Source organism: Polyangium jinanense, from assembly GCF_028435265.1.
GTDB lineage: Bacteria > Myxococcota_A > Polyangia > Polyangiales > Polyangiaceae > Polyangium > Polyangium jinanense.
In genome coordinates this window covers 22,211-36,353 of sequence record NZ_JAGTJK010000049.1, presented here as the reverse complement: position 1 = coordinate 36,353, position 14,143 = coordinate 22,211, and the positions used below count along the sequence as shown (strand labels likewise).

Genomic DNA, 14,143 nt, shown 5'->3' with positions numbered 1-14,143 from the left:
CCATGCCTTCGATCACCACCTGGACCCGTCTGGAGCCGCGCGCTCGCAGCGGCGACATGCGCCCTGGCCTCGAGGCCCGCGTCCACGACCCCCTGTGGCTGCTCGGTCGGCAGTGGCAGGTGGGCGAGTTTCAGGGAGAGGATGCCGGTTCGCCGGTCTGGGCGCGCCTGCGCGCGGAGGCGGCGCCGCTCGGCGCGGTGCGCGCGCCGCGCGGGAAAGCTCGATCGTACAGCGCCGCGATGCCACTCGAGGTGGAGATCGAGCACGACGCGGTGGGCGCCGTGGACCGTCGGACCGCCGCCGAGGCCGGGCTCCATTTCCTGCGCCAGCTCGACCTCGAGGGGGCCGGCGCCTACCGCGATCCGTTCCGGCAAGCGTTTCCCCTGGCGATGCCCGCCGGGGAGATCGACGCCGCGAGCCTTCGTTACCTCGCCGTCATGCGCCGCCGCGCCCCGGATGGCCTTTCGCTCGCGGCCGCGCTGCGGAGCGGCCTCCCGGCGGGGATCGAGATCGCGCCGGAGGATGTGGCGCGCGTCCAGGCCGCTGCCAACCGCTATCTGGCCTGGTTCGACGACCTGGTGCGGGTCGCGCCCGCCGGCGAGACGGCGCTGCATCGCGAGCAGTTCGAGTACCACTTCGAGGTCGCGGCCCAGTCCGCGGGCGCGACGGTGGTGCTCAAGGCGGCGAACCACCAGGGCGGCGCGCTCGACTGGCATTCGTTCATCCACGACACCGAAGCGGCGCTGCCTGTCACCGGGACCCCGACCAGCGTGGTCGCCACCACCCTGCCTGTCCGCGCGAGTTACGCGGGCATGCCCGCGGCTCGGTTCTGGGAGCTGGAGGACAGCCGCGTGGACCTGGGCAGCATCGACGCGGCCCCCTCGGACCTCGCGCGCATGCTCGTGCTGGATTTCGCCACGATCTACGGCAACGACTGGTATGTCATCCCGCTGGAGCTAAACGTAGGTACGCTCACCCATGTCCGCTCGCTGGTGGTCGGTGACACGTTCGGTGACACCTGGCTCATCGAACGAGGGACCGCGCCGGACTGGGCGATGTACGAGCTCACGGCCGTCGGCCTGGGCGCGGCCGCGGCGGGCGAGCGCTTGAACCGCCTGTTCCTTCCGCCGGCCCTGACGACCAGCCTGGAGAGCGAGCCGCTGGAGGACGTCGTGCTCTTGCGGGACGAGGACGCCAACGTGGCGTGGGCCATCGAGCGCACCGTCGAGGGCGCCGCGGGCACGCGCGTCAACCGCGTCGAGGCATGGCACGAGCAGCGCCGGCTGCAGGGGGACGCGGCGTCCCACGCGGGCTCGCCCGTGCAGATCGCGCCGCTCGTCTACCGGCTGGCCTCCGAGGTGCCGGAGCATTGGATCCCGCTCGTCCCCGAGGAGGCCGCGCCGGGCACGAACGTCCTGCGTGTCGCGGCGCTGGAGCGCGCCACCGAGGACGGGCCGCCCGAGCCCATCCTCCCGCGCGGCCGCTTGCTCGATCCGGGACGTGAGCTCCTCGTGCCCGAGGAGGAGGTCCCCGCCGAGGGCGTGCGCCTGACCCGAACCTGGCAGTACGCGCGCTGGATCGACGGGTCGACGCACCTGTGGTCCGCCGTGCGCAAGCGCGCCGGTCGGGGCATGGCCTCCAGCGGCCTCGTGTTTGATTCTGCAGAGCCCTGGCAGGCGCCGTTGCTGCCGCTCGCTCATGATGTCGTCGCCCTTCGCATGACGAGCGGCGCGAGCGGCGTGAGCAGCGCCGAGCCGGTGGACCTCGACCTCCTGCTCCCTGGCCAGGCAGCGGTCGTGCGCTTTCACGTCCACAACATCGGCCTCGAGGGCTGGCAGCAAGCGGAGCCGGGCGCGCTCCGCCTCGCCACGGCAAATCCTCCGGATCACCCGGGCCGCCTCGCCGCGCCGAGCTGGCTCAGCGCCTCGCGTCCGTGCGGCCCTGTCGAGTCGACCGTCGGCCCCGGGCAGGTCGCCACGCTCCAGTTCGAGATCCGCGTCCCCGCCGAGCCGGGGCCGTTCGAGGAGACCTACGACCTCATCGTGGAGGGCCGTGGCCGTGTCAGCGGCCCGGGACTGCGGCTCCGCGGTCACGTCATGGGTTGGGTCCAGACCGCGCGCCTCTCGTTCGATCGGCTCTTGCACACGGCGATTCGGCTGCGGAATGGCCAGGTCCTGGTCGTCGGGGGCTACAATCCCCCGGCCGAGCTGTACAACCCGGCCACGAATACCTGGAGCAGCACCGCCAATGCTCCGAGCAGCTATCGCGGGGCCACGATGGTGCTCCTCCCTTCGGGCAAGGTGCTGCTCGCCGGCGCTGGCAGCACGGGCAAGTCGGCCGTGCTTTACGATCCCGACACGGGCACCTGGTCGGTGACGGGCAATCTGGCCACGCCACGTTTCTATCACACGGCCACCCTGCTGCAGGACGGCCGCGTGCTGGTGACGGGTGGAACCGCCCAAGAGCACGGAGGTACGGCGCTGGCCTCGGCCGAGATCTACAATCCGATCGCGGGCACGTGGACAGCCGCCGGCTCCTTGGGCACGGCGCGCCAGCGCCACACGGCCACGCTCCTTCCTTCCGGCATGGTGCTGGTGGCCGGCGGGGAGGCGAATTCGACCCGACTTGCCTCGGCCGAGCTTTACGATCCGGCCACGGGCGCGTGGACGACCGTGAGCGCCATGGCCACGGCTCGCACGGCCCACACGGCCACGCAGCTCCGTTCGGGCAAGGTGCTGGTGACCGGCGGGGGTGTCGACGGCGTTCCCGCGACGAAGGCCGAGCTTTACGATCCAGCGACAGGGCTCTGGTCTCCGGTCGCGGCCATGAATCAGCCCCGCGGTCGTCACACGGCGACGCTCTTGCCCTCGGGCAAGGTGCTGGTGGCCGGCGGCTACGATGATTACACGGGCATCCAGCGCGGCGCCGAGGTCTACGATCCGGCCCGCAATACGTGGAGCGTCCTTCCATCCATGGTCGTGGCGCGCTACTGGCATACGACCACCTTGCTCGAAGACAACCGGCTGCTCGTCGTCGGCGGATTCGGCCAGGTCCAGTGGTCCGCCGAGTTGTTTTCCCCTCTGCCCTGACGGCGTGCGTATTCTCTCCTGACGTTCCCGGACAGATTCTGAGACGCGCCCCCGCACGCGTGCGGCGCAGGCTCCTTCTCCCCTTGTGCAAGCGAGGTTTTTCCCTACCATCCTCGGGCTCGAGGGGCAGGAGGGCCGGAGGACTTGCGTCTTTCCAATGCTTTCCCGGGGCAATGGTCGATGAATGCCCTGAGCAGCCGTGTCGCAATGGCCCTGGAGGCTGACGCGCGTGGGTTGGCGCACCCATCTCGCTCTGGTGCAACTTGCAGGACGAACCGCCCCTCAGATGTGGTTTGTCTTTCAAACGGTTTTGCTGTACGTTCCTGGATCCGAGTTGACGGTAGGTTTCGCGCCCCAGCACCATGAGCCCCGTACGCTTCATCCACACCGCTGACTGGCAGCTCGGCCTTCGAGCGCACTTCATCCCGGGAGACGCCGGTGCGGTCGTGCGGAACGCGCGGCTCGAGACCGTGCAGAAGATCGGAACGATCGCCCGCGAGTTCAAGGCCGACTTCGTGGTCGTCGCGGGGGATGTCTTCGAGCACCACAGCCTCAAGCCGGACACCATCCGGCGCTCGCTCGACAAGATGCGCGAGATCCCCGCGCAGGTGCTCCTGCTTCCCGGCAACCATGACCCGCTCACCCCCGAGGCGCTTTACCGGACGACGCTTTGGAAGAAGGAATGCCCGCCAAACGTCCGCGTTCTCGGCTCTCGCGAGCCGATGATCCTCCGCGAGGGCGTCGTGCTCCTGCCGTGCCCGCTCTTCGAGCGCCACGAGCTCGGCGACGTGACCGAGCACCTCACAGCGGACTACGGGCCGCAGGATCACGTCCGCATCGGCGTCGCGCATGGGGGCATCAAGGAGTTCCTCGCCGCGCTCGTCGACGACGAGGAGCAGATCCACAACGCGATCCCCAAGGACCTCGCGGAGCGTGCGCGGCTCGACTACCTCGCACTCGGAGACTGGCACGGGCGCCTGCAGATCGACGAGCGCACGTGGTACTCGGGGACACCCGAGGCGACGCGCTTCAAAGAGCAGAACCCCGGGAGCGTGTTGCTCGTCGAGGTCGGCGGCAGAGGTGAGCGGCCCGTGGTCGCGCACGAACAGGTCTGCACGTTCCACTGGAAGCAGCACGAGTTCACGGTCGAGACGGAGGAGGAGCTCGAGCGGCTCGAGCGCTTCCTCGACACGTACCAGGGCAAGGGCTCGACGCTCATCGAGCTGACCTTGAAGGGTGCGCCGCGCGTGGAGCTCCGCAGTCGCCTCGAGAACGACGTCCTCGCGCGCGCGCGCGACAGGTTCCGTTTCCTGCGGGTCCGCGACGAAAACCTCCACACGATCTTCGGCGACGAGGACATCGCCGCGCTGCGCACGAGCGGATGGATCGGACGCGTCGCGGAGCGTCTCCAGACGGGTCTGCCCGACAAACCAACCGAGGACACGGCACGGGCGCTGCGGTTGCTCTATCGGCTGCACAAGGAGGCGTCGTGAGTCGCGCGATCCGGCTCGTGGAGCTGCGTGTCACGAACGTCGGCACGCTGCGTGGCCCGATCCATCTCGGGCCCTTCGCGCCAGGCATCAACGTCGTCAGCGGCAGCAACGAAGCGGGCAAGTCGACGCTCGTCGAGGCTCTGAAGGTCGGCTTGTTCGAACGTCATGCGACGAAGAACAAGACCGTGATGGCGCTGCAACCGCACGGGACGAGGCTCGCGCCCGAGGTGCAGATCGTCATGGACTACGAGGGCGAGCGGCTCCAGGTCTTCAAGCGGTTCATCGAGAAACCCATGGCCGAGGTCCAGCTCGCGGATGGCTCCATCCTCAAAGCGCAGGAGGCCGACGATTTCCTACGAGGCAAGCTCGAAGGTCGAGCGCCGAAGGGCAGGAATGGGGTGTCCCGCGAGGACATGGGCGTTTGGGGGCTGCTCTGGGTGACGCAGGACGAGTCCGCGTACGCGGATCCGGGAGGCACGCTCGACGAAGAGGTGCGCGGTGCGCTCGCAGATGCCGTGAGCCGTCAGGTCGGGAAGGTGATGGGCGGCAAGCACGGTGAGCGGATACGGGCCAAGGTCCACGAGGAGCTCAAGAAGTTCTACACGCCGAAGACCGACAAACCGACGGGGGAGTACAAGGAGGCTCTCGATCGAAAGCAAGCGGCGGACGAGCGCGTGCGGCAGATCGAGAACGCCGTGCGGGATGTCGAGGATCTGGCGTCGCGGCAGGAGGCGCAAAAGGCGCGGCTCGCCGAGGCGGAGAGGCAGCTTCCGGTCCTGAAGGCGGAACGGGAGGACGCCGAGCGGCAGGCGAATGCGGTCCAGCAGAAGGAAGCTCGGCTACGTGAAGCGAACGCCAAGGTGACGGCCGTGGAAGCGCGGGCCGCTGCCCGTCGGCAAGATGTCACCGCGCGGGCGACCCTCGTGGCGCAGGTGGCTCAGCTCGAGGGGGATGTCCGGCGCGCTCGCCAGAACCTCGACGAGATGGAGGCGCTCCTCCTGACCCGCGAGCAAGAAGCGCAGGCAGGGCAAGAAGCGCTGCGACAGGCCGACGAACAGGTCACGGAGAAGCGTCAGGCCCTCGATGCATCGCGGCAGCAACTCGACCGGGAGCACAAGCGCGCGGAAGCACTCCGGGTTTCGGAGAGCCTGCGGAAAGCGGAGGTGATCGCCCTCGAGATCGAGGAGGTCGACCGGACCCGCACGAGCGGCAGCTTCGACGAGCGGGTCTACACGCAGATCGAGGAGCTCTCGGGGCGTGTCGATACGCTGCGCGCGAAGCTGTCGGTCGAGGGGACGAGGATCGTCGCTCGATCCGAAGGGCGGATCTGGATCGGCATGGGCAAGGCGATCGAGATCTCGGAGCTCGGTGAGGTCGAGCTCGTGCCTGCGCAGGCGGGGCTCGGGCAAGCCGTGGTTCTGGCGAAGGAGGCTCGCTCCGCGTTGAAGGAAGCGCTCTACAGCCTCGGCGTCGCTGATGTGCAGCGCGCACGCGAGCGACGCGCCGCGCGAGAGGAGGCCGAGCGCGAGGCGGAGACGCTACGTCGTCGAATCAAGCAACTGGCGCCGTCCGGGATCGACGAGCTGGCGGTCCGTGTCTCCCAGCGGATGGGAGAGCAGAAGCGCCTGGAAGAGCGTCTGGTCTTGGCCCTCGAAGCGCAAGAGGAGCTCGACCGCGTTCGTGTGGAGCACGGGAAGCATTCGGTCGATGCCGAGGCGATCCAGGCACTTCGTCACGCGGAGAAGCAGGTGGCGCTGGCCCGGGAGTCGCGCGGCGCGATGGGTACGGAGCTCCTTTTGCGCGCCGTCTCGGAGATCTCCGTTCGCGTGGGCGAGGACGAGCCGCCCGTGGCCCTCGCGAAAGGAGAAACGCTCGCTCGCCAGATCACGCGCCCCACGGCCATTTCCATCGGGAATGCGGCGGACGTGCTGCTCACGCCTCGTGGTGAGGAGCTTGCCAGGGCCACCGTGCGCCTGGAGAATGCCGAACGCGCGTTCGTCTCTGCGCTCCGGGTGCATGGCGTCGGGTCGCTCGAGCAGGCGGAGGCCATGGCGAAGGCGCGCGAGGATGTTGCGCGGAAGAAATCCGCGCTCGAGCAGCGCCTCGCCGAGGTGGCGCCGCGCGGGATCGATGCGCTTCGAGCCGAGGCGGAGCGCACGCAGCGCGAAGCGCAGGCGGCGGAGACGCAGCTTGCTTCCGCGCGGGAGGCTCTGACCAGGCAGGCCGAGGTCGAGGTCGAGCTCGGGGCCAACCCCGTTCATGCCGAGAAGCTCACGAGGCTCGTGGAGCTCGAAGAGGCCTTGGCCGCACGGGAGACGACGGTCAGAACCAAGTCGGCGCGTCTCCGCGGTTTGTCGGGTGCGCTTTCGGGCCGCGAGCTCCTCGTGGCCGAACCGATGACGCTCGAGGAGGTAGGCCCGGAGTGGACGGTGATTCCTGGCGAATCGAGCGACTGGCTGAAGCTCGAGCAGGCCGAGCGCGCGCTCGAAGAGGCGTTCCAGCGGGCGCAGATCGCGAATCTGGGCGCGGCGAGAGAACGCTGGGCGACGACGCGAGATCTGGTCGGCAGACGGAAGCAGCTCGTCGAGAATCTGAGGCTCGTGGCCCCCGATGGCCTGGACGCGCTGCGCGGGCGAAAGCGTGCGCTCGAGGCCGCCGCGACGAGCGAGCGAACCGATATCGAGCAGGGGCCTGCCGTCGAGGTGTTGCGTCGACGGATCGAGGAGCTCGAAGCCGAGCTCTTGCCGCTCGTGGCCGCGCAGGCTTCGTCGAAAGAGAAGGCCATCCTCCTCGAGAAGCACAAGAGCGCTTGGGCTCACGAGGTAGGGGAGTTCCGCGGGGGGTGGATGGAGCAGAAGAACCAGTACGAGAGGCGCGTGGAGGAGCTCGTCGCAGCTCGCAAAGAGACGCTCGATTCGGTGCTCGAAGCGAAGCTCGACGAGGCCCGCGTCGAGTTCGAGGAGGCAAGGTCGGGCGCCGAACGCGCGGCCTCGGAGCTCGCCGCCGCGACGCCCGAGCTGCTTCGTGATGAAGTGGCGCGTGCGCAGTCCGCCCTCGAATCGCACGAGAAGCATCTGCTCAAGCTGCGTGACGATGTGAGCAGCCTGCAGGCGTTGCTCACCAAAGCTGCCTCCGAGGGGCGGTTCGAGGATCTCAGCGAGGCGAAGGCAGAGCAGGCTGCAGCAGCCGAGGTCCTCGCGAGCATCGAGCAAAAAGCTCGCGCGGCACGCATTCTCTGGGATTTGACGGAAGAGGCATACACCGAGGCACAACGCATTTTCCTCGGGCCTGTGCTGAACGAGGCCGCGCCTTACCTGAACAACCTGAGGCCCGGCACCGAGATCCGGATGACGCAGGATCTCCGGCTCGACAAGGTGGTTCGCCGTGGAATGGAGGAGGATTTCGGGCAGCTCTCGGGCGGAACGAGAGAGCAGCTCTCGGTCATCGTGCGAATCGCTCTCGCGAGGGTATTCGCCAAGGATCGCAGACCGCTCCCCCTCATCCTCGACGACACGATGGGCTGGACGGACGATGCGCGGTTCCTCTCCATGGTGCGGATCCTGCGGGATGCGGCCAAGGAACTGCAGATCATCCTCCTCACGTGCCACGGGACACGGTTCGACCGGTTGCAGCCCGATTATCGCGTGGATCTCGATGAGCTTCGTCGCAATGCCGCCGCAGAAATGATCTGAGCCAGGAACCATCGTCATGACCGGCGTCGCTTCCAACCAAGAAAAGCCCACCCCGATCCGCAATCTCGACGCGGAGGCCATACGCCTCCCGCTCGAACGCGAGCTCGCTGCCCAGCTCCAGCGTGAGCCCTTCGTGGCATCGATCCAAGGTTCCCTTGCGCTGCCCGACCCCGCCGCGGTTCGTCGCAAGTTGATGGGGCAGTCGCTGCGCCTCAGCGAGGGGATGGCTCCCGAGCTCCACGCGAGCGCCAAGGAATGCCTGGGCATTCTTGGCATCCAACGCCCAATCGAAATTTACCAGTCGGCGGGGATCGAGAACGCATCGATTCACCTCATCGAGGAGCCCATCCTCGTCGAGGTGCAGGGACGCATGATCACCTTGCTCGACCCGGGAAGCATGCGCGCCGTGCTCGGTCACGAGCTGGGGCACTACCTTGCACACGGACCGTGGACCCCGCTCGGACAGTCGGGTCGAATCGCGAGCGTGCTTGCCGACGCGGAGGATGTACCCGAGCCCATCCAGAAGCTCGCGAGCTCACTGAGCATGGCAGGCGAACTCACGGCCGATCGGTTTGGCTTGCTCGCGTGCCAGGATTTGCATGCGCTCCTTCGGCTCGAAATGATCAGCACCACGGGGCTACCCGGGAATGCACTCACGTGGGATACGGAAGCGTATCTGACACAGTGCAAGGAGCTCATCGAGCAGTGCCTGCGCGAAGGATCCGGCACGCTGGGCGTCACGCATCCCGAACACAACCTTCGCGCCTATGCAGCATGGCTCTTCAGCGAATCGGATCTTTATCGTTCGCTGACCGGCCGTGGCCCCGGTTCGCGCAGCATGGCCGACATCAATGCCGTGCTTGCCAAGGTCCTCGCAGTGCCGGGATTCGACACCAGCTATCACATGCTGGAACCCCAGCCTACCGAGCTTCATGCGTGCGCGCTCGCCAGCAGCGTCCTCGTGGCGGCCGCCGACGGCGAGATGGCAGACACCGAGGCAGAGGCGATCGAGCGGGTGTTTGCTCCGCTCGTTCAGGATTACGCGGCGTACTTCGACGTCGAGTTCGCTCGCCGGCGTTTTGGCGAGCTCGCGGGCTTGATGGCCTCTCTCGGAGCGGCCTCCCATCGCTCTCTCTTCGGCCTGCTGGCACATGTGATCGGAGCTGATGGGGTCCTGGATCCTCGCGAAGTGAGTACGCTTTTGGCCATCGGCGACGCGATCGGCGCAGGAGCTTTGTTCCAGCGCCTCGCAGCCGTCCTCGTCCGCCGGTTTGGTTTGTCGCCCGATACGATTCCGCAGCCGGTGCTGGACGTTCCGCTCCCTCCACGCGCGAGGGAGGCGCAGAGCGCGCTCGACGCTTTCCTGGGAGCCATGGCACGCCGAGGCGGAGGCGAGGCGACGCTTCGCCGTCTCTTGCGGCTCCTCGGCGCGAAACGGAAAGGTTCGGAGCTTCTGCGCACCGTGCAGGAGGCCATCCCGCGCGCTGGGTTGCGGTCTGCCGAAGACATTGCCTCCGTCGAGCTCGATACCGTGCTTCACCTGGAGGCACGGGGCGCCACGCCGCCTCCTCCCGCAGCATCGACGTCATCGGTCGTCCCCGGGAGCCCCGAAAGCGTTGTGATTCGCGGGATCGGCAAGTTGCGCGAGCAGCTCGTCTCGGGCGATGGCCGTAGCCCGTCGGTTCGCCTGTACCAGGCCCGCCCCGGACGCGCTTTCGACATCGATACGCTCGAGCAGGTCTCGGTCGGTTTGTCGGAGCGTGTGCTTGCGCAGGTACGGTCCGGAGAGCGCGCCGTTCTCGTGAAGGCCGCGGAGGCCGGACGGCATGCAGGGGCGAACCAGGCGCTGCGAGATCTGTTGATTCTCGATCGGGAGCACAACGCGCGTCTCGAGGAAACCGGGGCAAACGATCTGGCGCTCGGGTATCCGTTCCTGATCGGGCTCGCCGGGGGATACCTCGTGCGAGGACCTCTCGTCCTTTACCCCGTCGATCTCGAGCGTGACGATCGCGGCGCACGCAGCTTCGCCTTGAAGCCGCACAAGGACCAGCCGCCCGCGGCAAACCTCGCGCTGCTTCGAGCGCTGTTCACCAAAAAGGGACTTCCCCTGCCGGACGACCTCGCGGCACGACTCGATGAATTGGCTGCAGATCTGGCGCACGGGCCCGAGGCGCTGCTTGGAGAGCTTGCACGCCTCGGCATCAGCTCCAACAAATTGACGGGCGAGCTTTCCCCACTCAAAGATCGTCGCGAGGAGGTGCTGGGACGACGCGAAGACTTCCTCGAAGTCGAGGAGATCGCGGTCCTTGGCCTGTTCCCGCAGTCGAATTCGGATCTCCTCCAGGACTACGATGGTCTCCTTTCAGACCTGGCACGCGGCGATACCCCGATCGGTACCTTGCTTGGCGGTGCCCTGGAGCTTCTACCGGCCGAGATGCGGGACAGGTTCGGGTCGAATTTGACGCCGAGCCCTCCGCAGACCACGAGCGATGAGAGCCTCGGTGTTCCCGTGATCGCGTCCGATCCGAGCCAGAGGCAGGTCCTCGCTTTCGCCCGGACGAAGCGCGCGCTCGTGGTCGACGGGCCTCCGGGGACGGGCAAGAGCCAGGTCATCGTCAATCTCGTCGCGGATGCCATCGGGCGAGGTGAGCGGGTCGCGGTGGTCAGCGAGAAGCGCGCCGCGCTCGACGTCGTGGCGCAACGACTGCAGCAAACGGGTTTCGAGCACGCCGTTGCTCTCGTGCACGACGTCCAGGAGGATCGGAAGCCCGTCTACCAGAAAATCGCTGCGCGTCTCGAGGCCGGACCATCGGCGGAATTCGATACGGCGTCGGCCGCGCAGACCACGCAGGAGCTCGCCGCGTTGACCCAGGTCTTCGATCGGCGTGCGGAGTTGCTCGGGCGAAAACTTCCAGGATGCTCGATTCATGTCGGGCAGCTTCATGCGCTCAGCTCAGGACTACCCGCAGCCGCCGTTTCAGCTGCATCCGGCTGCATGGGGCTTCGTGACGGCGATCTGCGCCGCGCTCAAACCGAGATGGCGGCGCTCAGACGCTATGCCGATCTGTTCGGGAAGGGTTCGCAGTGGCGGTCGGGGCGCATTTCCCTCGCCGACAAGGCGGAGTCCTGGTTCCAGACCTTCGAGCCTACGATTGCCAGGGCCGTGACGACGGCCGCGGAGCTTCAGCAATGGCTTGCCGCGGTGGCACCGACGCCCATCGATCGCCTGGAGTCCGCGAAGGGCATGCTGGAGGCAGCGCGGGCGACGCGCGATCTTCGCATCCATCCGGAAGACCAGATGCTCTTCGCGAATGCCCTCACGGTCGCGACGCTCTACCCGGACCGCGCCCGGAACCTGGGTGAGGCCGAGCAGGCGTGGGCGCAGGCACAGGAAGTGCTGCTGCACTTCGCACAACGCGTGGCATTCAATCCAGGGCCAACGGTCGAAGCGGCCATGGGGGTGCTTCTGCAATGGGGGAATCGATTCTTCCGGTACTTCTCGCCCGCTTGGTGGCGCGCGAGGGGCGTCGTTCGAGGCTCCATGACGGCGCTCCTCCCGGAGAAAGCAGGCGCGCCGCTCGACCCGCCGCTTCTCACGGAGCTCTTGTCCCGTGCGCGTGCGACGCGCGCTTGGGAGCAAGCCGAGGCATGCCTCGAAGCTTTCAGTCTACGCTCGCTCGCATCCAACTCCGCGGCCCATGTGGGGGGCCTGCTCCGGAAGGTGGGGGAGACGTATCGGCGTCTGACTGCCCTCGTCGCGACGAGGCATCTTCTCGAGGCCGTGAACGCGTGGCCGGCCCGCTTCTCGGTCGAGGAGATCGAGGCATGGGATCGCGCCCTCGACGCGAGGCTTCAAGTGATCGCAGCACGGGACGCGCACCATACCGCGGCGCAGTCGCTTGCGGGGTTCTTCCCCTGGCTCGGGCGGCTGCCAGGACGGGCCGAGCTCGAGGCCTTCCTGGAAATGTTCCGGCGCGACGCTCGTCGGGTTGCCGAGGCAGATCGTCGCCTTGCTGCATTCAGTACATTGTGCCCCGAGGCGCCCGCCGTCTTTCATGCATTCGCGGAGCATCTCCCGACTGCGGATGCTTCGGCCTGGACCGAGTCGCTGGTCAAGACCTGGGCCGTTGCCCGTCTCGACACGCTGGAGCGATCGACGCCGGAGCTCCGGCAGCTCGATGGCCCCACGCCGTTCGGGGACGAAGAGACCGCCGAGCAGCGGATGGCTGCGACGGTCGGACGTGCGGCGGACCTCGAGCGGAAACGTATCGCTGCACGGCTCGACAACCATGCGCTGCTGCGCGCGGGTACGGCGCAGCGAGGTCGTCGTCGCACGGCGGATCAGGCCATGAAAGAGGCGATGCTCAAGGAGTGTCGCAAGCAGCGGAACGTCATGCCGATGCGCACGTTCATGCGCAAATTCGCGCCGGAGGGCTTGCTCGATCTCGTGCCCGTTTGGCTCCTCTCGCCGGAGACCATGACGGTGCTCTTCCCCCGGCAGCCGCTCTTCGATCTGGTGATCTTCGACGAGGCTTCACAATGCACCGTGGAGAGCGGGCTCCCGGTGCTCCTGCGTGCGCAGCGCTCGGTGATCGCGGGTGACGAGAAGCAGATGCCGCCGACGTCGTTTTTCACAGCCAAATCGACGGACGAGGGGGAGAGCACGGATGACGAAGAGGCGACCGGAGCGCGCGAGCTTTTCGAGGCGGAGTCGTTGCTCACGCTCGCCCGATCACGAGTGCCTCGAAGCGGCCTTTCGTGGCACTACCGCTGCGCCCACGAGGAGCTGATCGCATTCTCCAACTACGCCATGTATGACGGCTCGCTGCTCACGATCCCCTCGACTGCGAGCCGCACGGCGCCACCGGCCATTCGTACCGTGATGGTCCCCGATGGCAAGTACGACGCCAGCCGCAACGAGCCAGAAGCCCGCGTGGTCATGGACGTCGTGATGGACCTTCTCGGACGAACCCCCGTGCCTACCATCGGCATCGTGACGCTCAACATCCAGCAACGGCAGACGATCCTCGACGAAATCGATCGGCGCCGCACGTCGGATCGCGTGTTTGCGGAACGCTGGGATCAGGCGTGTTCGGCCGAACGGCTGGACGAGCGCCCGTTCGTCAAGAACCTCGAGAACGTGCAAGGGGACGAGCGCGACATCATCATCTTCTCGCCTGGGTATGCGCCCGTCGAGCGCGTCACCAAGAAGGGCACGGAAAGAGTCGTTCCAGCGCGCTTCGGGCCTCTTGGGCAGCGTGGGGGCGAGCGTCGTCTGAACGTGGCGATCTCACGTGCGAAACGCGAGTGCATCATCGTCGCCTCGTTCGAGCCAGGGATGCTATCGGTTGCCCGCACCAAGAACGAAGGTCCCAAGCTGTTCAAGCTCTTCCTCGAGTTCGCTTTCTACCTTTCGAGCGGGCAGCGTGCACTGGCGGAGCGGGTCCTTCGCGTCGTTCGCGAGAGCCGTCCGACGAGCACTCCGTCGGCGACCACGGACCTGCCGCCGGGTTATGTCCCGCTCAAGGCGCAGATTGCCATGGCGCTACAGCAACGCGGGATGACCTGCGAGCTCGATGTTGGAACGTCCGAGTTCAAGGTGCCGCTGGCTGTGGTAGATCGCGTCCAATCGTCGCGTTATGCGGTTGCGGTCCTGTGCGACGAAGGGGACGAGACATGCGAAGCGTTCGAGCGGCACGTTCATCGTCCGGCTGCATTGCGGGCGCGAGACTGGAAGGTCATACGCGTGACGGCGAGGGATTGGGCGCGGAATTCGGAAGCGGTGCTCGCGCGGATCACCAAAGCGTTGGGGGTTGATGCGGTAGCATCCGCGAGCATGTGACCGGTCAAGAGGGCAGGCTCGTTTGAG

The 14,143-nt window shown here is 67.2% G+C and carries 4 protein-coding genes; all 4 read left to right on the top strand.

From position 1 onward, the window contains the following. The first annotated feature begins 2 nt into the window (after window positions 1-2). The 4 genes from KEG38_RS44260 (at window position 3) to KEG38_RS44245 (ending at window position 14,116) form a co-directional block, all read left to right on the top strand. A complete protein-coding gene (locus KEG38_RS44260) occupies window positions 3-3,089 on the top strand; it encodes a Kelch repeat-containing protein (protein ID WP_272426789.1) in 3,087 nt (1,028 codons plus the stop codon). A 362-nt stretch (window positions 3,090-3,451) separates the two neighbouring features. Continuing rightward, complete coding sequence (locus KEG38_RS44255) at window positions 3,452-4,582, top strand: metallophosphoesterase family protein (protein ID WP_272426788.1); 1,131 nt, start codon at window positions 3,452-3,454, stop codon at window positions 4,580-4,582. After that, window positions 4,579-8,274, top strand: a complete 3,696-nt coding sequence (locus KEG38_RS44250; RefSeq protein ID WP_272426787.1) for an AAA family ATPase — start codon at window positions 4,579-4,581, stop codon at window positions 8,272-8,274. Before KEG38_RS44255 ends, KEG38_RS44250 begins: the two co-directional genes overlap by 4 nt. Before the next feature lie 16 nt (window positions 8,275-8,290). Further along, window positions 8,291-14,116 (top strand): AAA domain-containing protein, encoded by a 5,826-nt coding sequence (locus KEG38_RS44245; protein ID WP_272426786.1) that lies wholly within the window; start codon window positions 8,291-8,293, stop codon window positions 14,114-14,116. The last annotated feature ends 27 nt before the right edge of the window (window positions 14,117-14,143 follow it).